Annotated in this window: 17 protein-coding genes; 9 read left to right on the forward strand and 8 right to left on the reverse strand. The window is 69.0% G+C overall.

Going from position 1 to position 22,293, the window contains the following annotated elements; all coding sequences use genetic code 11:
* The first annotated feature begins 21 nt into the window (after positions 1-21).
* On the forward strand, positions 22-345 hold the full coding sequence (locus ABZV93_RS08800) for a GYD domain-containing protein (RefSeq protein ID WP_354932527.1): 324 nt from the start codon (positions 22-24) through the stop codon (positions 343-345).
* An 85-nt stretch (positions 346-430) separates the two neighbouring features.
* Here ABZV93_RS08800 and ABZV93_RS08805 read toward each other — a convergent pair whose 3' ends face one another.
* The 7 genes from ABZV93_RS08805 to ABZV93_RS08835 form a co-directional block, all read right to left on the reverse strand.
* The gene (locus tag ABZV93_RS08805) at positions 431-772 is read right to left on the reverse strand and encodes a hypothetical protein (RefSeq protein ID WP_354932529.1); all 342 of its coding nucleotides are present in this window, start codon (positions 770-772) and stop codon (positions 431-433) included.
* 519 nt (positions 773-1,291) lie between these two features.
* A complete protein-coding gene (locus ABZV93_RS08810) occupies positions 1,292-4,042 on the reverse strand; it encodes a bifunctional YncE family protein/alkaline phosphatase family protein (RefSeq protein WP_354932531.1) in 2,751 nt (916 codons plus the stop codon).
* Positions 4,043-4,046: 4 nt separating this feature from the next.
* Positions 4,047-5,411 carry an ABC transporter permease gene (locus ABZV93_RS08815; RefSeq protein WP_354932533.1) on the reverse strand — a complete coding sequence of 455 codons (1,365 nt, stop codon included), beginning with the start codon at positions 5,409-5,411 and terminating at the stop codon, positions 4,047-4,049.
* Positions 5,408-6,382 carry an ABC transporter ATP-binding protein gene (locus ABZV93_RS08820; protein WP_354932535.1) on the reverse strand — a complete coding sequence of 325 codons (975 nt, stop codon included), beginning with the start codon at positions 6,380-6,382 and terminating at the stop codon, positions 5,408-5,410. Before ABZV93_RS08820 ends, ABZV93_RS08815 begins: the two co-directional genes overlap by 4 nt.
* Positions 6,383-6,625: 243 nt before the next feature.
* Positions 6,626-9,376, reverse strand: a complete 2,751-nt coding sequence (locus ABZV93_RS08825) for a bifunctional YncE family protein/alkaline phosphatase family protein (RefSeq protein ID WP_354932537.1) — start codon at positions 9,374-9,376, stop codon at positions 6,626-6,628.
* A gap of 4 nt (positions 9,377-9,380) precedes the next feature.
* Positions 9,381-10,739 (reverse strand): ABC transporter permease, encoded by a 1,359-nt coding sequence (locus ABZV93_RS08830; protein WP_354932539.1) that lies wholly within the window; start codon positions 10,737-10,739, stop codon positions 9,381-9,383.
* Positions 10,736-11,689 carry an ABC transporter ATP-binding protein gene (locus ABZV93_RS08835; RefSeq protein WP_354932541.1) on the reverse strand — a complete coding sequence of 318 codons (954 nt, stop codon included), beginning with the start codon at positions 11,687-11,689 and terminating at the stop codon, positions 10,736-10,738. Before ABZV93_RS08835 ends, ABZV93_RS08830 begins: the two co-directional genes overlap by 4 nt.
* A gap of 252 nt (positions 11,690-11,941) precedes the next feature.
* On the opposite strand from ABZV93_RS08835, the gene ABZV93_RS08840 reads away from it, so the two are divergent.
* Both ABZV93_RS08840 and ABZV93_RS08845 read left to right on the forward strand, forming a co-directional pair.
* Positions 11,942-13,177 (forward strand): glycoside hydrolase family 76 protein, encoded by a 1,236-nt coding sequence (locus ABZV93_RS08840; RefSeq protein WP_354932543.1) that lies wholly within the window; start codon positions 11,942-11,944, stop codon positions 13,175-13,177.
* Between the two features lie 145 nt (positions 13,178-13,322).
* Entirely contained in the window at positions 13,323-13,655 is a 333-nt protein-coding gene (locus ABZV93_RS08845) for a cupin domain-containing protein (RefSeq protein WP_354932545.1), read from the forward strand.
* A 121-nt stretch (positions 13,656-13,776) separates the two neighbouring features.
* Here the strand turns inward: ABZV93_RS08845 and mraY are convergent, their stop codons facing one another.
* Positions 13,777-14,853, reverse strand: coding sequence for a phospho-N-acetylmuramoyl-pentapeptide-transferase (gene mraY, locus ABZV93_RS08850; RefSeq protein WP_354932547.1), 1,077 nt, complete (start codon positions 14,851-14,853; stop codon positions 13,777-13,779).
* A 210-nt stretch (positions 14,854-15,063) separates the two neighbouring features.
* Between mraY and ABZV93_RS08855 the strand changes: the two genes are divergently transcribed.
* From ABZV93_RS08855 to dgoD, 6 genes are all read left to right on the forward strand, one after another.
* Positions 15,064-17,796: a beta-N-acetylglucosaminidase domain-containing protein gene (locus ABZV93_RS08855; protein WP_354932549.1), complete on the forward strand. Its 2,733-nt coding sequence runs from the start codon at positions 15,064-15,066 to the stop codon at positions 17,794-17,796.
* 40 nt (positions 17,797-17,836) lie between these two features.
* Complete coding sequence (locus ABZV93_RS08860; RefSeq protein ID WP_354932551.1) at positions 17,837-17,992, forward strand: hypothetical protein; 156 nt, start codon at positions 17,837-17,839, stop codon at positions 17,990-17,992.
* Positions 17,993-18,066: 74 nt separating this feature from the next.
* Entirely contained in the window at positions 18,067-19,050 is a 984-nt protein-coding gene (locus ABZV93_RS08865) for a phosphotransferase (RefSeq protein ID WP_354932553.1), read from the forward strand.
* A 130-nt stretch (positions 19,051-19,180) separates the two neighbouring features.
* A complete protein-coding gene (locus tag ABZV93_RS08870; RefSeq protein ID WP_354932555.1) occupies positions 19,181-19,948 on the forward strand; it encodes a phytanoyl-CoA dioxygenase family protein in 768 nt (255 codons plus the stop codon).
* Complete coding sequence (locus tag ABZV93_RS08875; protein WP_354932557.1) at positions 19,933-20,892, forward strand: NAD(P)-dependent oxidoreductase; 960 nt, start codon at positions 19,933-19,935, stop codon at positions 20,890-20,892. The genes ABZV93_RS08870 and ABZV93_RS08875 overlap by 16 nt, the downstream gene beginning before the upstream one ends.
* Positions 20,893-20,929: 37 nt before the next feature.
* Entirely contained in the window at positions 20,930-22,078 is a 1,149-nt protein-coding gene (gene dgoD / locus ABZV93_RS08880; RefSeq protein ID WP_354932559.1) for a galactonate dehydratase, read from the forward strand.
* The last annotated feature ends 215 nt before the right edge of the window (positions 22,079-22,293 follow it).

Raw genomic sequence — 22,293 nt, forward strand, 5'->3', positions numbered from 1 at the left:
CGAAGTTCATGAGGGGGGACGATGCCGAACTACCTCATCCAGTCGACATACACTCGTGAGGGCGCCGAGGGAATCCGGAGCAAGGGAGGCGTCGCCCGGCGCGACGCCATCAATGACATGGCTCGAAGCCTCGGCGGTGAGCTCGAGGCCTACTACTTCAGCTTCGGCGAGTACGACGTACTCGCCATCCTCGATCTCCCCGACGACGAGGCTGCGGCGGCAGTGGCGCTGGTGGTCGACGCCGCGGGCGGTGCCACGGCGAGGACGACCGTGCTGCTGACGCCAGAGCAGATCGACCGGGCCTCAAAGCGCTCGGCCAAATATCGTCCGCCGCGTTCGCAATAGTGGACTTGTTTGCCACTTCCGCCGTTGACCACTCATCCACGAAAGGGTGCGCCGCGGCCAAGCCAGTGGCCGTCGGTGGTCCGGTTCAGCGGCCACCAGGTTCGTGGTCGAGCCCCTCCCGCAGGTCGGGGCAGGTCGACGAGAGGCTCCGGCGCAGGTTGTCCGCGCTCTTGCCCACGCCCTCGGCGGCCGACCCGAGCGTCTGCCAGGCCTTTGTCGTGGTGGCCTGTCCCCGCAGGCTCTCAATAGCCTTGCCGAGATGGGAGACTGCGCGGGAGAGCGCGGCGATTTGCTTCTTCCACTCCGGCGAGGCGACGGCCTGCAGCGACTGCAGGTTCTTCTGAACCTGGGCGATGTCCTGCTGGGCATTGCGGACCTTGGTGTAGTCCTGCGCCGTCAGCACGCCGACCGAGTTCTGCACGGCCAAGGCGCGCGCGCAGACGGCGGCTTTCCCGGTTTGCGTGGCATCTGCCGGCGCTCGAGCCGCCGCCGAGATCTCCGGATGTGCCTGGGTTCGGACTCCAGCGTCACCGACGCAGCCGGTCGGTGCGACAAGAAGGACGAGAGCAACAGCAGCGACCGAAGTCCTCTGCCACCTCCCACTTCGTTCCCGCCCAATCCACCGGACGACTCCGAAAACCCGACGACTGGTAGCACCTTGCTGCAAGACCATCCATCCGCCCCCCTTGCCACGGGTCAAGAGTCAGCGTCAGCCAGGAGGACGGTGGGGTCGCCCTCCTCCGCGGATGAGATGTCGTGTGCTCAGGGGCGCGATCATTGTGGGCGTTCGAATGACTCGTAGGATCGGTGCGGCGAAGATCACGACCACGCTCGACGGCCGGCACACCACATCTCCTGCGGTGGCAAGGAACGGTTGACGAACGGCGGACGGCCCGCCGGGATCCCGGCGGGCCGTCCGTGGTGCGGTATGCGATCCGTGAGTGGATCAGTCGTTGTCCCCCGACGGGATGGCCGCGCCAGGGACCTTCTCCGGGGGCACGATCGCCTTGTCACCCGGGTAGGGCTCGGCCCAGTCGTGCGCCTCGTACCACGAGAAGCGGTTCATCTGCTCGGGCGGGGCGGAGTCGGCCTTGGCGAGTGGCCCGTTGAAGTGCTGCTTGGACTTCCACGCCTGCCACTTCGCCGCGTTCTCCTTCTGATCCGCCGGCACCTTCCCCGTCGGCGGAGGCGTGTAGCTCCGGTTTGTGGTCGTCGGAACGTCCTCACCACAGGCCGGTGGGGTCTTCAGCCCCAGCGTCAGCGAGGTGCGGTTCGGCAGGACCTCGAACGGCGTGCTGTCGGGCGTGTCGGTGAACGCCGCCGCCATCGGCGTGGCCGCGCTGTCCTTCTGGTTCATCGGGTGGATCCCGAGGATCTGCTCGATCGTCCGGATCATCATGATCTGGGTGTAGTAGTGGCTGTCGACGACGCCGCGCTTGGCCCAGGGGCTGATGATCTGGATCGGGGCACGGTGACCGTCCACGTGGTCGAGACCGTTCTGCGAGTCGTCCTCCGCCACGAAGATCACGGAGTCGTTCCAGTACTTGCTGTGCGAGATCTCGTCCACGATCCGACCGGTCGCGAGGTCGTTGTCGGCGACCCCTGCAGCACCGTTCACCGGGCCACCGGTGTGGTCGTTGGACAGCCAGAACATGTTCAGGTTCGCCGGGCCGTTCTTCTCGAAGTCACGCCGCCAGATCTCGGTCTTGTAGATGTCGGGGACGTTCAGGTCGAACATCGGGAAGCCCTGGACGGACACCTTGTTCAGCGACGGGATCGCCGAACCGACCTGGATGGGATATTGGGTGTCCTGGCCGGTCGCGACCATGTTCTTGTAGTCGCAGTAGTAGTCCTGCCAGGTAGCGCCGGCCGGCTTCTGCTCGAACGACTGGAACTCGCCGTAGTCCTTGACAGAGTGCCCGACCGCTTGTGCACCAGACCAGATGAAGCCTGTCCGCTGGTGGCCGAGAGAGTCGTTCTCGGTGTCGTAGGTGCGGATGTACTCACCGGCCATGGACTCGGAGTACTCCGGGTTGTCGGCCTGCATCAGCCAGTTGTGGCCCTCCGCGGAGTTGGTGCCGACGTCGTAGGTGTTGTCGTACAGCCCGAACTGCCTGGACAGCGCGTGCATGTTCGGCGTCACGTTCAGGCCGTACTGCGCCAACGACGCGTCGCCGTTGCCGCGCGAGTCGTCACCGAACACCTGGTCGTAGGTCCGGTTCTCCTTCACGATCAGGAACACGTGCTTGATCGTGGAGGGGTCGCCGAGCCGCCGCGGCACCGCTACCGGCCGCACTTTGGGGTTTGTGCTCTTCAGTACCGAGTCGGGAGTCCAGCCGTTCTGGGTGAAGACCTTCTGCGTCTGGGCTCTGATGACGGTGTCGCTCGGCAGCTTGAACCTCGTCAGGCTCGACGTCGTGTCGTGGGTGCCGTGCCCGGCCGGGTTGTTCGGCCGACGGGCGTCGATGCCGCGGGTGTTCGAGACCAGCACGTCGTTGCCGACCGTGGTGATCTCGGACGGGAAGTAGTCCGTCGGCAACAAGCCGACGTAACTGACCGGCTCCAGCGGGTTGGTGTAGCGGTAGACCGCCACCGCGTTCGCACGGCCGAGCGTCACCAGCAGGTGGCCGTCGTCGGTGAGGGTCACCGCGTCCGGCTCGTAACCGACTTTGGCTTCGGGCCAGGGCTGCGTGGCGATCGTTTGGACGACCTGGTCCTTGGCGGTGTCAATGACCGAGACCTCGTTGGTCGCGGTGTTCGTGACGAACAACGCGCCGTTCCTGGCGTACAGCGCGGTCGGGTGCAGACCGACGTCGATGCTGGCCGGGGCGGCACTCGCGTCGGCCAGGTTGATGACGCTGACGGTGCCGGTGGTGGACGAACCGGTGTCGGGGTCGGCCGGCACGTCGGTGTTGTAGGAGTTGATCGTGGTCTCACCCGGCTTCGCCGGTCGGCCACCCTCGTTGCTCACGTAGAGCTTGTTCCCGACCATGGCCAGGTCGCGCGGAGCGATACCCACGGTCCAGCTCTGCTGGATTGCCCCGGATGCGGCGTCGATGGCCACCACGCGGTTCTGGCCGTTGACGGCTGCGTAGACGGTCTTTCCGTCGGCGGAGAACGCCGCCTCGCTCGCCAGTGCGCGCTTGGGTCCGTCCGCAGGGATCGAGACGAACGTCGGGTCGGCCAGCGAGCCGTCGGCGTTCACGGTGAACCTGCGGTAGCCGTCGGCCTGCCCCAGCCACAGCTGCTTGCCGTCGGGGGAGTACGTGGGACCCTCCTGGCCGACGTCGTTGCCGCTGATCTGGAGGTTCGCCTTCGCGTTCTTGCCGACGAGCTGCTGGATCGTCGAGGTCTTCAGATCGATGATGCCCAGCGCCATCCCACCGTCGGCAAGAGAGGCCGCGAGGTGGGTGCCGTCAGGGCTGACGGTGGACGACATGATCTTGCCGTTGTTGATGACAAGACGCGTGCCGATCGGGTTGAGGAACTGGTCGTCGGAGACCACCAGACCCTTGTCGGTGGTCTGGCCGACCTGAAGGTTGCCGAACGCCTCGGTCGAGGCGTAGGCCATGCCCCCGCTGGCGATCGCCAGGGTGGCGGCGCCGGCCGCGAGGACGCGGATCCGGTTGCCGGCGCGTCGGCTCGAGGGCCCGGAACGGACCCCCTTGCCTTGCCGGCGTTGACGCCTTACCTGCATGGAATCATCCCTCCGGATTGGTGGCGAGCAGGTCGACGTTCCCGTCGAACTGCCACAGGGGATTAGGTGCGTCCCCGGACGGGGTGCGGACCTGGAAGAAGCCGTTGACCTCCTTGGGCCCGTCCCCGTCCGCGACGTACCGCCCGTCGGCGGCCACGTCGAGCTGATAGATCGCGGTGCCCACTGCCGCCGCACCAGGCAGGTGCCAGGAGACGACGCAGCGCCAGTCGTTTCCGGGCCCCTCGTCGGGCACGTTGTCCCCGCCCTTGTCGCAGGAGGCGGTGGCGCGCAGTTGTGCCTCGGTGACGTCGGGCCGGTGCAGCTGAGTGGTCTGCAGGCGATAGAGATGGGCGTACGTCGTGGCCAGGGAGTCCTGCAGCTTCGTTCGGACGATGCCCGTCCCGGCCGCAGGTGTGGTGGCCGAGAGGATCGCGATGGTGAGAAGGGCCAGCCCTGCCAACGGCACGACGCCCGCCACGAGGACTCTGCGGCCGGACCCGTCGTAGGCCAGATCGGTGAAGTCGCGGCGCAGGAACAGCCGGTACGCCAGTGCGGTGGCTGCGGCTGCCCAGGCGAGGCAGACGGTGAGGCCGATGAGGAGCGGTCCGGTCTGTGCGGGGGCGGTGAACAGGCCTCGCCAGGCAAGGAACGCCTGGCTGGGAAGGGCCAGCCGCACCGCCTCCGGCAGTGGGAGCATCTGGGCCAGCTGCAGGCCGAACGCCAGGAGCGCGGGCATGAGTAGGCCCATGGGGGAGCGGCCGAGGGCGACGGAGCCGAGGAGTCCGACAGCGGCGAACGCCAGCATGGGGACGAGGACGCAGACCCAGGCCAGCAGGACCGTGCCGGCGGCGGTCCTCGGTGTCAGCGTGTGGCCGTCGAGGCCGACGAGCGGGTGGTTGCCGACGGCGAGCAGTCCGCCCACGATGCCGGACGTGACCAGCCCGGCGGCCAGCAGCAGGAGGACGGTGAGGCTGGCAAGCGCTTTCGTCACAAATATTCGACCCGGCGAGCGGACCGCGACGAGGAGGTGTCGCCAGGTGCCGAGCCGGTCCTCGGCCGCGAAGACGTCGCCGGCCGCGAGCGCGGTCAGCAGCGGGAGTGCCCAGGTGCAGGAGAAGGCCAGCACGACCAGGGAGCCGGCCCAGCCGGTGGTGTGCATCCAGCGGCCGAAGACCGTGTCTGCGGGCAGTGCGCTTTGCCGGCTGACGACGGCGACGAAGATGGCGGGGGCGATCCAGCAGGCCAGCAGGAGAACGCGGATCCTCCACTGGGACAGCAGTTTCGTCAGCTCGAAGCGGTAGCCCCTGATCATCGGAGCCGGCCGCGCCTCGGTCCGTGCCGGTGCGGTGGTCGCCATCGTTGCGGTCATCGCGGGGTCTCCTCGGTCGGCTCCGATGCCGTGCCGTCTCCGGTGAGTGCCAGGAACGCGGCCTCGAGCGGTGGGACGACGGGTCCGAGTTCGCGTACGGCGATGCCCGCGCCGACCAGCCGGACCACCAGGTCGTCGAGGGCCGGCACCGGGCCGCGGACGACCAGCACGTCGGCGGCGTCGGGGTGTTGGGCGGTGTCGTGACGGGACGGAACGCCGATCCCGGGTGTCTGCAGGGCGACCCGGCGGGCGGCATCAGGGTCGGAGGTGACGAGCCGGTAGTCGAGCTCTCCGGTTTCGGCGGCCAGCTTGCCGATCGGTCCGGAGAAGACCACCCGGCCGGTGGACAAGATGGTGACCTCCGAGCAGAGCACGGCGAGGTCGTCCATGCGGTGGCTGGACAGCACGACCGCGGTGCCGTTCGCGGCGAGTCCGCTGATGACGCGGTGCACCTGGTGTTTGCCGGCGGGGTCCAGCCCGTTGGCCGGCTCGTCGAGCACCAGCAGACGAGGAGTGGTGAGCAGCGCCGCGGCCAGGCCGAGCCGCTGCCGCATGCCCAGGGAGAAGCCGCCAACTCGGTCGCCGGCGACGTCGGTCAACCCGACCTGTCCCAGCGCATCGTCCACACGCGCGGAGTTCTTGGTGTCGTACCCGCGAAGCGAGGCCAGCGCCGCGAGGTTCTGCCGCGCCGTCAGGGAGGGATACAGCCCGGGCCCGTCGACGAAACCCGCGACACCTTCGGGCACGGCCAGGGTTCGCCCGACCGGCGTACCCAGAATCTCCAGCCGCCCGGAGTCGGCGACCGCCAAGCCCAGCAACAGCCCGAGCAGCGTCGTCTTCCCCGCACCGTTCGGCCCGACCAGGCCGTGCACCTGACCGGCCGGCACGTCCAGGTCGACACCGTCGAGCGCGACCACGTCCCCGAAGGACTTCGTGACCCCCCGAGCCCGGACAGCGGGGATGTCGTTCATGTCGATTTCCCCCCTGGTTAGTTGGTTGGCAGAAGGATGTTAACGATCTTGGTGGTCTGCAATGCAGCGATAAGTCCACTTTGGCCAAACAGCGGATGACTGACCGGTCACACCGCGTGGCTGTCGGCGCTCGCCACCGCCGGGACAGCGGTCGCCGTCGACGGCCCGCCCGACACAGGCGAACGGCCCGCCGGGACTCCCGGCGGGCCGTCCTGTTGTGAACTGTGGAGCGCGTACGAAGGATCAGTCGTTGTCCGCCGACGGGATCGCCGCTCCGGGCACCTGGTCGGGGGCGAAGATCTTCGCATCACCCGGGTACGGCTTGGTCCAGTCGTGCGCCTCGTACCACGAGAAGCGGTTCATCTGCTCCGGCGGAGCGGAGTCGGCCCTGGCCTGGCTTCCGGTGAAACGCTGCTGTGCCTTCCAGGCCTCCCACTTCGACGCGAGGTCCTTCTTGGCCGCCGGCACCTTCGCCGTCGGCGGGGCCGCGAAGTTCCGGTTCGCCGCCGCGGGAGTGTCCGCGCCGCAGGCCGGCATCGTCTTCAGCCCCAGCGTCAGCGAGGTGCGGTTCGGCACGGCGTCGAACGGCGTGTTGTCGGGCGTGTCGTTGAACGCCGCCGCCATCGGCGTGGCCGCGCTGTCCTTCTGGTTCATCGGGTGGATCCCGAGGATCTGCTCGATCGTGCGGATCATCGTGATCTGGGTGTAGTAGTGGCTGTCGACGGTGCCGTGCCTGGCCCAGGGGCTGATGACCTGGATCGGGGCACGGTGGCCATCCACGTGGTCGATGCCGGCCTGGGAGTCGTCCTCGACCACGAAGATCGCGGAGTCCTTCCAGTACTTGCTGTGCGAGATCTCGTCGACGATGCGGCCGGTCGCGAGGTCGTTGTCGGCCACCTGGGCGGCGCCGTTCGGCGGGCCGCCGGTGTGGTCGTTGGACAGCCAGAACATGTTCAGGTTCGCGGGCCCGTTCTTCTCGAAGTCACGCTTCCAGATCTCGGTCTTGTAGATGTCCGGGACGCTGGTGTCGAACATCGGGAAGCCCTGGACCGAGACCCGGTTGAGCGACGGGATCGCCGAGCCCACCTTGATGGGGTACTGGGTGTCCTGGCCGGTCGCGACCATGTTCTTGTAGTCGCAGTAGTAGTCCTGCCAGGTGGCCCCGGCCGGCTTCTGCTCGAACGACTGGAACTCGCCGTAGTCCTTGACAGAGTGCCCGACCGCCTGCGCGCCGGACCAGATGAAGCCGGTCCGCTGGTGGCCGAGCACGTCGTTCTCGGTGTCGTAGCTGCGGATGTACTCACCGGCGGAGGACTCGGTGTATTCGGGGTTGTCGGCCTGCATCAGCCAGTTGTGGCCCTCGGCAGAGTTGGTGCCGACGTCGTAGGTGTTGTCGTACAGCCCGAACTGCTTGGCCAGCGCGTGCTGGTTCGGCGTGACGTTGAGGCCGTACTGCGCCAGGGATGCGTCGCCGTTGCCGCGTGGGTCGTCGCCGAACACCTGGTCGTAGGTGCGGTTCTCCTTGACGATCAGGAACACGTGCTTGATCGTGGAGGGGTCGCCGAGCCGCCGCGGCACCGCCACCGGTCGCACGTTGGTGCTCTTGGCTTTCAGCACCGAGTCGGGAGTCCAGCCGTTTTGCGTGAAGACCTTCTGCGTCTGGGCCTTGATGACGGTGTCGCCCGGCAGCTTGAACCTCGTCAGGCTCGACGTCGTGTCGTGGGTGCCGTGCCCGGCCGGGTTGTTCGGCCGACGAGCGTCGATGCCGCGGGTGTTGGAGACGAGCACGTCGTTGCCGACCGTGGTGATCTCGGACGGGAAGTAGTCCGTCGGAAGCAGCCCGACGTAGCTGACCGGCTCCAGCGGGTTGGTGTAGCGGTAGACCGCCACCGCGTTCGCACGGCCGAGCGTCACCAGCAGGTGGCCGTCGTCGGTGAGGGTCACCGCGTCCGGCTCGTAGCCCACCTTGGCCTCCGGCCAGGGCTGGGTGGCGATGGTCTGTACGGCCTTGTCCTTGGCGGTGTCGATGACCGAAACGCTGTCGTCGAAGGTGTTGGTGACGAACAGCGCGCCCTTCTTGGCGTACAGCGCCGTCGGGTGCAGACCGACGTCGATGCTTTTCACGTCGGCGCTCGGGTTCGCGAGGTCGATGACGCTGACCGTGCCGGTGGTGCTGGAGCCGGTGTCGGGGTCGGCCGGCACGTCGGTGTTGTAGGAGTTGATCGTGGTCTCGCCCGGCTTCGCGGGGCGGCCGCCCTCGTTGCTGACGTAGAGCTTGTTCCCGACCATGGTGAGGTCGCGTGGGGCGATGCCCACGGTCCAGCTGTGGGTGATCTGACCGGTCGCGGCGTCGATGGCCACCACGCGGTTCTGGCCGTTGACGGCTGCGTAGACGGTCTTTCCGTCGGCGGAGAACGCCGCCTCGCTCGCCAGTGCGCGCTTGGGTCCGTCCGCCGGGATCGAGACGAACGTCGGGTCGGCCAGCGAGCCGTCGGCGTTCACGGTGAACCGGCGGTAGCCGTCGGCCTGACCCAGCCACAGCTGCTTGCCGTCGGGGGAGTACGTCGGGCCTTCCTGGCCGACGTCGTTGCCGCTGATCTGGAGGTTCGCCGCCGCGTTCTTGCCGACGAGCTGCTGAACCTTGTAGTCCTTGAGGTCCACAATCGCCAGCGCCATACCGCCGTCGGCGATCGAGGCCGCCAGGTGGGTGCCGTCCGGGCTGACTGACGAGGACATGATCTTGCCGTTGTTGACGACGAGCCGGGTGCCGATCGGCTTGATGTACTGGTCGTCGGAGACCACCAGACCCTTGTCGGTGGTCTGGCCGACCTGAAGGTTGCCGAACGCCTCGGTCGAGGCGTAGGCCATGCCCCCGCCGGCGACGGCGAGGGTGGCGGCGCCGGCCGCGAGGACGCGGATCCGGTTGCCGGCACGTCGACGCGATGGCTTTGAGCGCGCCACCTTGTCAGGCCGGCGTTGACGCCTTACCTGCATGGAATTATCCCTCCGGAGAGTTGTCGAGCAGGTCGACATTCCCGTCGAACTGCCACAGGGGATTGGGTGCATCCCCGGACGGGGTGCGGACCTGGAAGAAGCCGTTGACCTCCTTCGGTCCGTCCCCGTCCGCGACGTACCGCCCGTCGGCGGCCACGTCGAGCTGATAGATCGCGGTGCCCACTGCCGCCGCACCAGGCAGGTGCCAGGAGACGACGCAGCGCCAGTCGTTTCCCGGCCCCTCGTCGGCGACGTTGTCCCCGCCCTTGTCGCAGGAGGCGGTGGCGCGCAGTTGTGCCTCGGTGACGTCGGGCCGGTGCAGCTGTGTGGTCTGCAGGCGGTAGAGATGGGCGTACGCGATGGAAAGGGAGTCCTGCAGCTTGGTGCGCTCGATGCCCGTTCCGCCGGCCGGTGTCGCCGCTGCGACAAGCGCGACGGTGATCGCAACCAGTCCGGCCAGCGGCAGTACGCCGCCGCCGAGGACCCTGCGGCCGGACCCGTCGTAGGCGAGATCGGTGAAGTCGCGGCGCAGGAACAGCCGGTACGCCAGTGCGGTGGCTGCGGCTGCCCAGGCGAGGCAGACGGTGAGGCCGATGAGGAGCGGCCCGGTCTGCACGGGGCTGGTGAACAGGCCTCGCCAGGCGAGGAAGGCCTGGCTGGGAAGGGCCAGCCGCACCGCCTCCGGCAGTGGGAGCATCTGGGCCAGCTGCAGGCCGAACGCCAGGAGCGCGGGCATGAGCAGGCCCATGGGGGAGCGGCCGAGGGCGACGGAGCCGAGGAGTCCGACGGCGGCGAACGCCAGCATGGGGACGAGTACGCAGACCCAGGCCAGCAGGACGGTGCCGGCGGCGTCGGCCGGGTTCAGGGTGTGGCCGTCGAGGCCGACGAGTGGGTGGTTGCCGACGGCGAGCAGTCCGCCCACGATGCTGGATACCGCGAGCCCGGCGGCCAGCAGGAGTAGAACCGTCAGGCTGGCAACAGCTTTGGTGACGAAGATCCTCGCAGGGGAGCGGACGGCGACCAGGAGGTGGCGCCAGGTCCCGAGCCGGTCCTCGGCCGCGAACACGTCACCGGCGACGAGCGCGGTCAGCAGGGGCAGTGCCCACGTGCAGGAGAACGCAAGAACGACCAGGGAGCCGGCCCAGCCGGTGGTGTGCATCCAGCGGCCGAAGACCGTGTCGGCGGGCAGTGCGCTTTGTTGACTGACGACGGCGACGAAGATGGCGGGGGCGATCCAGCAGGCCAGCAGGAGAACGCGGATCCTCCACTGGGACAGCAGTTTCGTCAGCTCGAACCGATAGCCACGCAGCAACGGAGCAGGCCGGGCCCCGGTGGTTCCGGGCGGCGTGATCGTCGCGGTCATCGGACGGCCTCCTCGGTGCCGGTCAGTGCCAGGAACGCGGCCTCGAGGGGCGGCAGGACGGGCCCGAGTTCGCGTACGGCGATGCCGGCGCCGACCAGCCGGACCACCAGGTCGTCGAGGGATGGCACGGGTCCGCGGACGACCAGCGCGTCACCGGCGTCCGGTCCCTCGGCTTGTTCACGACCGGCTGGGAGGCTGAGTCCGGGTGTGTGCAGGGCGACTCGGCAGGCAGCACGGGGGTCGGAGGTGACCAGGCGGTAGTCGAGCTCTCCGGTTTCGGCGGCGAGCTTGCCGATCGGTCCGGAGAAGACGACGCGGCCGGTGGTGAGGAGGGTGACTTCGGAGCAGAGCACGGCGAGGTCGTCCATGCGGTGGCTGGAGATGACGACGGCAGTTCCGTTGGCCGCGAGTCCGGCGAGTACGCGGTGCACCTGGTGTTTGCCGGCGGGGTCGAGTCCGTTGGCCGGCTCGTCCAGGACCAGTAGCCGTGGCGTGGTCAGTACGGCGGCGGCGAGGCCGAGCCGTTGCCGCATTCCCAGCGAGAAGCCGCCAACTCTGTCGCCGGCGACGTCGGTCAACCCGACCTGTCTCAGCGCATCGTCGACACGCGCGGAGTTCTTGGTGTCGTACCCGCGAAGCGAGGCCAGCGCGGCGAGGTTCTGCCGCGCGGTGAGCGAGGGATACAGCCCGGGCCCGTCGACGAAACCCGCGACGCCCTCGGGCACGGCCAGGGTCCGCCCTACACGCGTACCCAGAATCTCCAGCCGCCCGGAGTCGGCGACCGCCAAGCCCAGCAACAGCCCGAGCAGCGTCGTCTTCCCCGCACCGTTCGGCCCGACCAGGCCGTGCACCTGACCGGCCGGCACGTCCAGGTCGACACCGTCGAGGGCGACCACGTCGCCGAAGGACTTCGTGACCCCCCGAGCTCTGACCGCGGAAGTGCTGTCCATGTCGGTCCCCTCATCAGTTGGCAAGGGGAACGTAATGATCTTGGATTGCCTCGGCGGGGCGGCCAGTCGAACGTCCGGCAAACGCACGCCGTCCGGCGTTCACCGTGCTCCGGGATTCCTTGCCTGGAGGGCCGAGTACGGCCAATCGTGTCGACGCGGACTGCCGGAGACTGCAGGCTTGGCCGAGCACGCCGCAGCTCCTCGCATGTCCCGCTCCACGTCTCGCAGTCTCCAGTGAAGGGTCGGCGACGAATGATCTGCCAGGTCAGAAAGGCGTTCTGCCGGGTCGGTGTGATCGTGGTCGCCGGCCTGCTGATGGTCGGTGTAATGTGCCCACCCGGTTCGGCGGCCTCGCCGACCGCACCCGCGGCCGGGCTCGACGACGCCGCCCGAAAGATGTGGGGTGAGCGAGCGCTCGTCTCCTACGCCGCACTCCAGCGCCATCTCTACCTAGGCTCGGACCAGCACCACCTGTACCTGGAGAAATATCCGCGCGAGCCGGCCGACAACGCGTATTCCTACCTGTGGCCGATGCGCGAGGCGACGGCGGCGACCATCGATCTGACGCTCGTGCCCGGCGCGGGCAGACGCTACCGGTCCGACGTCCGCGACCGCTTCGCCGGCCTGGGTGCGTACCTGGATCCCGGCCACAGCCCGCCCGGCTACGCGTCCTACGTGGTGCCTCCCTTGGGTGGCGGCGGTGACCTGTTCTACGACGACAACGCGATCGTCGGTCTGGAGTTCGTACGCCGTCACCTGCTCGAGCACGGGGTCACGGACCTGCACCGTGCCGAGCAGATCTTCGACGTCCTCACCGAGGGGTGGGACACCGACAGCTCACACGCGTGTCCGGGCGGGATGTTCTGGGTGGACGCGACGTGGACCTCGATCCGGGCCGCGAACGTCACCGGGTTGACCGCGGAGCTCGCCGCCCATCTGTACGAGCTGACTCGTGACCGGTCCTATCTGGACTGGGCGAAGCGCCTCTACGACTGGAACCGCACCTGCCTGCGGTCCCCGGAAGGCCTGTACCAGAACGACATCAGCCCCGACGGCACGGTCAATCCCACCCTGTGGATCTACAACTCCGGGGCGATGATCGGCGCGGGTGTCCTGCTCCATCGCGCCACCGGCGACCCCGGCTATCTCGCCCAGGCACGCGCCGACGCGGCCGCCGCGCTGGACTACTGGACCGAGGGCAACCGCTACTACGACCAGCCCGCGGTGTTCAATGCGATCTTCTTCAAGAACCTCATGCTGCTCGACTCCGTCCGGCACGACGCTCGTTACCGCGCGGTCGTCGAGGCGTACGCCGAACACACCTGGGAGCACAACCGCGACCCCGAACTCGGGCTGTTCCGCTTCCCGCCGTCCGGCGGCGGACCGTACGACCCGTCGTACCGCCCGGAGACGCTCGAACAGGCAGCGGTGATCCAGACGTTCGCCCTGCTCGCCTGGGATCGGGGCCACTACCGGTTCGCCGCCTGAGTTTCGGCGCACGTACGACAGCTTTCCCAGGATTCCTGCCAGCCCGGCAAGGAGGCGGGTTGACAGGACGGTTCCGGCCCTAGCGTGGCGGTCGAAAGGTACGGAACCGGACGAGGAGAGCGGGAACCCGACCATGAAGCCCTTCGTGATCGATCGACCGGACGGCCGCGACGACGGCGAGGACTGGACCGAGAACTACGAACTGCTCCCCGGCGCCGGCAACGTCTCGATCATTCTGGAATCCACCACCCAGGCCGGGGTCGGTCCCCGACTGCACCAGCACCCCTACGCGGAGACGTTCGTCATCCGCCGGGGATCCGCCACCTTCACCGTGGGCGACGACAAGGTAGAGGCACACGCCGGCCAGGTGCTGGTCGTTCCGGCGTACACACCGCACAGGTTCTCCACCGGCGCCGGCGGCTACGAGGCCGTCCACATCCACGCCAACGCCCGCTTCGTCACCGAGTGGCTCGAGTAGCGTGACCGGGCCGACGAGGAACAGCGCGCTGCGCGCGCTGAGGGTGGTGGTGTACGCGGCGGCTTTCGTGGCGCCACCACAACCGATCGCGCGGCCATCCGGTCAGGCTAGGGCAAGCGGGTCAGGAGTAGGTGAGCCATTCGGCGTAGAACATCCCGACCCCGGCGGCGACGAGGATGCCGCCGATGATCCAGAAGCGGATCACGATGGTGATCTCGGGCCAGCCCTTGAGCGCGAAGTGGTGCTGGATGGGAGAGTTCAGAAAGATCCGGCGCGGTGTGCCGGTGAGTCGCCTGGTCAGCTTGAAGTAGCCGCGCTGCAGGATCACCGAGGCGTTCGCCGCGACGAAGAGGCCGCCGATGACGACGAGGAGCAGCTCGGTCCGGCTCGTGATGGCCAACCCGGCGATGGCACCGCCGAGCCCGAGGGCGCCCGTGTCACCGATGAAGATCCGGGCCGGGTTGGCGTTCCACCACAGGAATCCGGCACAGGCGGCAGCCAGCGAGCACGCGAGGATGGCGAGGTCGTACGGGTCGCGGACGTGGTAGCAGCCGGGCAGGCCGGCCGTGGCGCAGGACTGCTTGAACTGCCAGACGGAGATGATCGTGTAGCCGGCGAAGACGAGCGTGCAGGTGCCCGCGGAGAGGCCGTCCATCCCGTCGATGAGGTTCACGCCGTTCGAGGTGGCCGACACCATGAACAGCGCCCACACCACGAACACCACCGCTCCCAGTTGCAGGCCGGGCAGGTCACGCATGAACGAGACGAACGTCGACGCGGGGGTGAGTCCGTCGGCGTCGGGCAGCCGGACGGCGAGGACGGCGAACACCACGGCCACGAGGGTCTGGCCGATCAGCTTCGTACGGCCGCGCAGGCCGAGGTTTCGTTCCCGGGTGATCTTCAGGTAGTCGTCGAGGAAGCCGACCACGCCGAGGCCGACCAGCAGGAACAGGACGAGTACGCCGGACGCCGACGGGCCGGCGCCTGAGAGGAGGTGTGCGACCAGATAGCCGACGGCAGCGGCGGCGATGACGGCGGATCCGCCCATGGTGGGCGTGCCCTGCTTGACCTGGTGCATCGGCATGTCGTCGTGGATCGGCTGGCCGAGCCCTTTCCGAAGGAAGAATCGGGCCACCGCCGGAGTCAACGCCAGGGACAGGACGAGCGAGAGCGCGCCGCCGAGCATGATCGCCTTCATGACACCGCCGTGGGGGAGGGGAACAGTAACGGGAACGGTAACGGGGCGGTCCCGGCCGCCACGGCCGTGGTCGGCCGCGGCTTCCGGCCGACCTTGACGACGCGGTACCCCTGCCCGGAGGATGCCCGGGACCGGCACGATCTCTGTGCGTTCACGTTCGTTCATCCACAGTCACGGCGCCGACGGCGACGTGGCAGGTGAGGAGTCACGGTGGCCGCCCGACTCAGAGCAGCCCTGACCATTGCGGCGGCGGTGCTCGTGCCGATGTCCGGAGCGGTCCCGGTGGTCTCGGCGGTGTCCGCGGGTGCCGCCGGGTCCCGAGCGGTCGCCGACTCGGCTTCGGCCGAGGTGCCGAGGGTGTGGCCGACCCCTCAGCAGGAGACGTCCCGGGACGACGGGTTCACGCTGACGAGCACCGTGGGCCTGGTCCGTGGGAGTACGACGGACCCCGCCGCCGAGAAGGTGGTCAGGGACACGCTCACCCGAGCGGGCGTCACGGACATCGTGGCCACCGACGGGGACGACCCGCGTACGCCGGTGACGGTGTGGCTCGGCGGCGGCAAGGACGTCCTGACGGCGCTGGGAGTCGACGGACCGTCGGGGCTGCCCGCCGAGGGCTACGTGCTCGCGGCCGGGCGTACTCCCGACGACCGCTCACACGTCGTGCTGGACGGCGTCGACGCGGACGGCACCTACTACGCCGCCCAGAGCCTCCGCCAGCTGGTGCGACCACAGGCCGGTCCCGACGCGCTGCCCGGCGTGTCGATCCGGGACTGGCCGAGCATGCGCTACCGCGGCTCGATCGAGGGTTTCTACGGAACGCCCTACACCCAGGCGGACCGGCTCGACCACGTGGACTACCTCGGCGCGCACAAGATGAACACCTACGAGTACGCGCCGAAGGACGACCCGTTCCACCGCGAACGCTGGCGCGACCCCTACCCCGCGGACAAACTCGCCGAGCTCGGCACGCTGGTCGACCGCGCGCGCCAGAACCACGTCGACTTCACCTTCGCGCTGTCGCCGGGGCTGTCGATCTGTTACTCCTCCAAGGCCGACCTCGACGCGCTGCTGGCGAAGTTCGACGCGATCTACGCGCTCGGTGGCCGGTCGTTCAACGTGCCGCTGGACGACATCGACTACAACAGCTGGCACTGCGACGAGGATCCGGCGAAGTTCGGGACCGGCGCCGCGGGCGCGGGCAAGGCTCAGGCGTACCTCCTCAACCGCGTGCAAGCCTGGGTTGACAGCAAGGGTGACGTGGGGCCGCTGCAGATGGTGCCGACGGAGTACTACAACACCACCGAGTCGCCGTACAAGAAGGCCATCCGCGACAACCTCGACCCACACGTCGTCGTGCACTGGACGGGTGTGGGGGTGGTGCCGACCACGATCACCAACGCCCAGGCCGCCGCGGCCAGGAAGGTGTTCGGTCACCAGGTCCTGGTCTGGGACAACTACCCGGTCAACGACTACATCGCAGGTCGCCTCCCGCTCGGCGCCTACACCGGACGTGAGCGCGGACTGTCCGAGAATGTCGTCGGCGTCATCTCCAACCCGTCGAACCAGGCCGCGACGAGCAAGCTCGCGTTGTTCTCCTTCGCCGACTTCTCCTGGCACGACGCGACGTTCGACGACCGGGCGGCGTGGGAGACCGCGTTGAAGGAACTCGCCGGCGGGGACGCCGCCACGGCGGCGGCGCTGCGGGTGTTCGCGGACGTGTCGACCTACGACGGGACGCTGCACAAGACGCAGGCCCCCGAGCTGCGCCAGCGGATCGGCACGTTCTGGTCCCTCTGGGAGGCCGGCGACCGCGGTGCGGCGATCGCGGGCTTGCGGGCGTATGTGAAGTCCCTCGGACAGGCGCCGGGGGCGATCCGCGCCGGGGTGACGGATCCGCGGTTCGTGCCCGAGGCGGCCGCCTGGCTGGACGCGACGCAGCTGTGGGCACAGGCCGGGCTCACGGCGCTGGACATGCTCGAGGCCCAGGAGGCCGGCGACGGCGCACGGGCCTGGCGGGAACGGCAGCGGATCGCGCCCCTGATCGCGCGGGCGAAAGCGATCCGGGACTCCAGGGCTCCGCACGACAGCACCTACCCGCGGATCGCCGACGGCGTGCTGGACAGGTTCATCGCCGACACCGAGGGGGCCAACGACACGTGGCTCGGGCTGACGAGGACCCGGCCCGTGCCGACGACCACGCTCGGGACCTACGCCGACAACGCCCCTGACCGCATGGTCGACAGCGACCCCGGCACGTTCTACTGGACCGACGGACCGCCCTCGCCCGGCGACTCGGTGGGGGTCGACCTCGGCGCGGTGCACCAGATCGGCGACATCGCCCTGCTGATGTCGAAGTCGGGAAGCCCGAACGACTACATCCACGCCGGCGCGCTGGAGTACTCCGCCGACGGGCAGTCGTGGACGGCGCTCGCGACGGGGACCACCGCGGAGGTACGCGCGAGCGCGCCGGCGGGGACGACCGCGAGGTACGTCCGCTACCGGGTCACCGGCGGCAACGACGGCTTCTGGCTGGTGGTCCGCGAGTTCTCGGTCGAGGTACGCGACTCCCACGACGTCACGTACTCGGTCTCGGGAGGACCGGCACCCGGTGACGGCTCGTCGCTTCGTGCCGCTGCCGACGGCACCGTCGACACGTGGTACCGCGCGGCGCCGGCCCCGGACGACGGTGACGCACTGGTGGTGACGGCGTCGAGGAGCAGACCGCTGGCAAGCCTCGTCGTCCTGACGTCCTCGGATGCTCGGGCGACGGTTCAGGTGCGCGACGGCTCGCGGCGCTGGCGCACGGTGGGCACGCTGGCGCCGGACTTCACCGAGCTCTCCGCGGGCGGGCAGGAGACCAACGCGGTCCGGTTGGTGTGGGCGCAGGGCTCCCCGCCGCCCGAGGTGGCCGAGGTCGTCTTCCGGTACGCCCGCGGATAGCCACGACCCGGACCCCCGGCTGCGTACGCTTCGCAGGCAGGTGCACACGCTCGACCACGAGTGTCGTACGAACGTGCCGTACTGGACCGGCGTCGATCTCGAAGACCACGTGATGCGGGCGGCCGACGGACAGGTCAAGCTGATCGACCTGTTCGTGGCCGGCGGCGGCGCCTGCCGGGAAGCAGGGGCCACCTGATCGGCGAGCGAAAGGTCAGGTTGACAGCCGCTTCGGCACTCTCGTGTCCCATTGCCGTGAGGAGGACTCAGCTGGTGGAGAAGTCCGAGATCGACCAGGCGCTGGTGCGCTCGCTGTTGCGCGAGCAGCATCCCGACCTTGCCGGGTTGGAACTCCGCCAGGTTTCCGGCGGATGGGACAACCAGCTGTGGCGGCTGGGGGACGAGCTTGCCGTGCGCCTGCCGCGCACGCCGCGTGCTCCGGCACTCCTCCAGAAGGAGGCGCGATGGTTGCCCGTCCTGGCACCGGGCTTCCCGTTGCCCGTGCCGGTTCCGGTTCGAGTCGGCGAACCGTCCGCGCGCTTCCCAAGACCGTGGATGGTGACGCGCTGGGTGCCGGGCGAGCCGGCGGACCGCGTACCGATCAGTCGGGGCGCCCACGCGGCGCAGACACTGGCGGCCTTCCTCAGGACCCTCCACGCGGGTGCGCCGGCCGAGGCGCCGGCGAACCCGAAGCGCGGCGTACCGCTCGGCGCGGTCGCGGACGAGTTCGACCAGAAGCTCGGCGCTGTCGGCTCCGGCAACCTGCGTGACGAGGCCCGAACCGTCTGGAACGACGGCGTCACAGCTTCGGGCTGGGACGCCCCGCCGGTGTGGATCCACGGTGACCTGCACCCGGCGAACGTCGTCACCTCCGACGGCACGCTGTCCGGCGTACTCGACTTCGGTGAACTCTGTGCCGGTGACCCGGCGACCGACCTCGCCGCCGCGTGGCTTCTACTTCCGGCGGGACATCCGGCGGGATATCCGGCGGACACCGTCTCGCACTTCTTCGACTCGTACGCGATCGCCGACGACGCGACGGTGCGGCGCGCACGTGCCTGGGCCGTCCTCCGTAGCGTCTCACTGATCGGGATCGGCCAGGCGGCAGAGCGCGGCCTGCCCGGCGGTCAGCCGACCTGGGGAGCCGCCGGCCGGGCCGCCCTCGACCGCGTCCTGGCATCCGGTCGACGGCCGATCCACTGCGTGCCGAGACACGAGCACGGCCGGTACCGGCAGGGCGGCGGTGGGCCTCGTTGACACTGAAATCGGGGCGCGGATAGCGTCGCAACCTGACCTTGCGTGCTGTCCGCCCACTGCCGTGCCGATGTGCGCAGAGCTCCACCATGTTCGTCGACGTTGCCGTTCGGGCGGCCAAAAGGGGAAAGAGATGCTGGACACGTTCCAGGAGCAGGGGTACGCCGTCTTCCCGGACTTCCTCGGCAAGGAGGAGATCGACACGTTGAAGGCGGCCGTCGACCAGCACGCGTCGGCCAGGCCGCAGCTCAACGCGTACGAGAACGAGCAGATCGGCGCGCTCACCTGGCATCCGCGCGCACTCGAGCAGGTGGACAAGGTGATGGGCGGCGAGCGGTACGTCTTCCACCACATTCACGCCGCGCGGCACGACGCCGGTACGAGGGGCGTGGCCTGGCACCAGGACTACGAGCAGTACCCCCAGACCAACCGTTCGCACCTCATGGTGCACGTGTTCTTCTACCTCAACGGGCTCAACGGCACGATCGGCGACCTGCTCCTGGTGCCCGGCTCGCAGCACCACGCCGTGGAGAGCAACGCGCTGACGTTCCTCGGTGACTCCGACCTGCCGGGATCGATCACCGTCGACGACGTCTCGCCCGGCTCGATGCTGATCGTGCACTCGGGGATGTGGCACGCCCGTCGCGCGAAGCCCGGTGGCGAGGACAGCCCGCGCTTCTTCATCGACATGTCGTTCTGCCAGTCCGGCGTGAAGTGGCCGTCGTACGGACGGGGGGAGGGCATGCTCGCCGACCTGCGGGCACGGCACGAGGCCGACGGCGGCACGCGGTCCTGGCTCTTCGACGAGGAGCAGTTCTTCGACGGTCCCCGGGCGCGCAAGGTGAGCAGGGATCTGCAGGGCAGCGTCATCCTCGACCTTCCGCAGTGGCAGAACTCGTGAGGCTGCTCGTCACCGGTGCCACCGGCAAGGTCGGCCGGGCCCTCGTCGGGCGCCTCCAGGGCACGTGCGAGATCCGCGCGCTGTGCCACAACCGGAGCCTCGACGTCGACGGCGTCGAGTCGGTCTTCGGGTCGATCGCCGACCGGGATGCCGTACGCCGGGCCATGGCGGGCGTCACCCACGTCGTCCATCTGGCGACGTGCAAGGAGACGCCCGACGAGATCATGGACGTGGCCGTCAAGGGACTGTTCTGGCTGCTGGAGGAGGCGCGGGAGAGCCCGACGTTCGAGCGCTTCGTCCTCATCGGCGGTGACGCGGCCGTCGGCCACTTCGTCTACAAGCATCCGGTGCCGGTGACCGAGACGCAAGGGCACACGGCGTACGAGGGGTGCTACGCGCTGTCGAAGGTGCTCGAGGAGGTCATGGTCGAGCAGTACCAGATCGCGTACGGCCTGAAATCCACCTGCCTGCGGGCGCCCTGGATCATGGACCGGGACGACTTCAGGTACTCCCTGTCGTTCGGCACCGACCAGTTCGGTGGGCCGCCGTGGCGCGAGCTGGTGGACGGTGACGTCCCGGACGGCGCGGTTCCCCTTGCACTGGACGCCGACGGGCGTCCGTTGAAGCGCAACTTCGTCCACGTCAGCGACCTGGTCGAGGCGATCGCCGTCGCGTTGGACCACCCGGCCGCGTTGGGCGAGACCTTCAACGTCTGCATGGACGAGCCGGTCGACTACCAGCAGGTGGCGGACCATCTCGCCAGGACGCGTGGCCTGCCGGTCGTGAAGGTGCCGACGTCGTTCCACTCGACCTGGCTGGACAACGCCAAGGCGAAGTTCCTGCTCGGCTGGAAGCCGAAGTACGACACCGAACGCCTGATCGACGAGGCCTGGGACTACCAGCGAAGCCCCGACGACCCGCGCATCGTCTGGTACCCGGGATAGACCGTGGAGCCGGCTGTGACGAGTGCTCGGTGAGCCGATGAAGATCGCCAGGATCGAGACGTTTCTCGTTCCACCGCGGTGGTTGTTCGTCCGGGTGGAGACCGACGACGGAGTGGTCGGCTGGGGCGAGCCGGTGCTGGAGGGACGAGCCGGCACCGTGCGCGCGGCGGTGCACGAGCTGGCCGAACTCCTCGACGGCGCGGATCCGCTGCGGATCGAGGACAACTGGCAGGTGCTCACCAAGGGCGCCTTCTACCGCGGCGGCCCGATCCTGGCCAGTGCGGTCGCCGGCCTCGACCAGGCGCTGTGGGACATCGCCGGAAAGGTACGCGGGGCGGCGGTTCACGAACTCCTCGGCGGTCCGGTCCGGGAACGGGTCCGGATGTACGGCTGGGTGGCCGGTGACGAGCCGAGCGCCATCGCGGACAGCGCGGGCCGGGCGGTCGCCGGCGGCCTCACGGCGGTGAAGTTGCTCGGGTGTCCGGGCACTCTCGGCCCCATCGACACACCCGCGCAGACCGACCTTCTCCTGCGGCGGGTGGCGGCGGTCCGCGACGTCCTCGGACCCGATCGCGATCTGGCGATCGACTTCCACGGCAGGTTCTCACCCGCGATGGCCCGCCGCGTCCTCCCGCTGCTGGAGCCGTTCGAGCCGCTGTTCGTCGAGGAGCCGGTGCTGCCGGAGTTCGGCCACCTGCTGCCGGAGATCGTGGCCTGCACCAGCATTCCGATCGCGACCGGCGAACGCCTCTTCTCCCGCGGCGACTTTCTCCCCGCTCTCCAGGCAGGCATCGCCGTCGCGCAGCCGGACCTGTCCCACGCGGGTGGGATCTCCGAGGTACGCCGGATCGCCGTGGTGGCCGAGACGTTCGGGGCGTCGCTGGCTCCGCACTGTCCACTCGGTCCGCTCGCGCTGGCCTCGTCGCTGCAGGTCGATCTCGCCACTCCCAACTTCCTCATCCAGGAACAGGCGCTCGGCCTGGAGGCCGACGGCGGGCCGCGGGTGCTGGCCGGGCTGGTCGACGAGCAGCCGTTCACGCTGGTGGACGGTCACCTGCTTAGGCCGCGTGGTCCCGGGCTCGGTGTCCAGGTGGACGAGCAGGCGGTACGCCGGGCCGCGGAGATCGGGCACAGCTATCGGATCACACCGTGGCGCCACCCCGACGGGTCGCTCGCCGAACTCTGAACCCTGCTTGGGGGTAGAGCGTTCCGGGGAAGCCCCTGCACCAGAAGAGTCACCAGCACGCAGCCGAGAGCGACCACCACCAGGTCGTCGCGCCGTGACAGGCTCGACAGAGCTGCCTGACTAAGCCCGAATCCACCGATGGGCTGTAGGTGATCGTTTCCGGATCGCCTTGTGGGCAAGGTTCGGTCGGGGGCAGGGGCTTTCGCCTGGTCTGG

Source organism: Actinopolymorpha sp. NPDC004070 (genome assembly GCF_040610475.1).
GTDB lineage: Bacteria > Actinomycetota > Actinomycetes > Propionibacteriales > Actinopolymorphaceae > Actinopolymorpha.

Bases quoted from the DNA above. Each gene is read 5' to 3' on its own strand.
- ABZV93_RS08840 (WP_354932543.1), top strand. From the start codon at position 11,942: ATGATCTGCCAGGTCAGAAAGGCGTTCTGCCGGGTCGGTGTGATCGTG.
- ABZV93_RS08810 (WP_354932531.1), bottom strand. From the start codon at position 4,042: ATGCAGGTAAGGCGTCAACGCCGGCAAGGCAAGGGGGTCCGTTCCGGG.
- mraY (WP_354932547.1), bottom strand. From the start codon at position 14,853: ATGAAGGCGATCATGCTCGGCGGCGCGCTCTCGCTCGTCCTGTCCCTG.
- ABZV93_RS08815 (WP_354932533.1), bottom strand. From the start codon at position 5,411: ATGACCGCAACGATGGCGACCACCGCACCGGCACGGACCGAGGCGCGG.
- ABZV93_RS08800 (WP_354932527.1), top strand. From the start codon at position 22: ATGCCGAACTACCTCATCCAGTCGACATACACTCGTGAGGGCGCCGAG.
- dgoD (WP_354932559.1), top strand. From the start codon at position 20,930: ATGAAGATCGCCAGGATCGAGACGTTTCTCGTTCCACCGCGGTGGTTG.
- ABZV93_RS08820 (WP_354932535.1), bottom strand. From the start codon at position 6,382: ATGAACGACATCCCCGCTGTCCGGGCTCGGGGGGTCACGAAGTCCTTC.
- ABZV93_RS08835 (WP_354932541.1), bottom strand. From the start codon at position 11,689: ATGGACAGCACTTCCGCGGTCAGAGCTCGGGGGGTCACGAAGTCCTTC.
- ABZV93_RS08870 (WP_354932555.1), top strand. From the start codon at position 19,181: ATGCTGGACACGTTCCAGGAGCAGGGGTACGCCGTCTTCCCGGACTTC.
- ABZV93_RS08825 (WP_354932537.1), bottom strand. From the start codon at position 9,376: ATGCAGGTAAGGCGTCAACGCCGGCCTGACAAGGTGGCGCGCTCAAAG.
- ABZV93_RS08830 (WP_354932539.1), bottom strand. From the start codon at position 10,739: ATGACCGCGACGATCACGCCGCCCGGAACCACCGGGGCCCGGCCTGCT.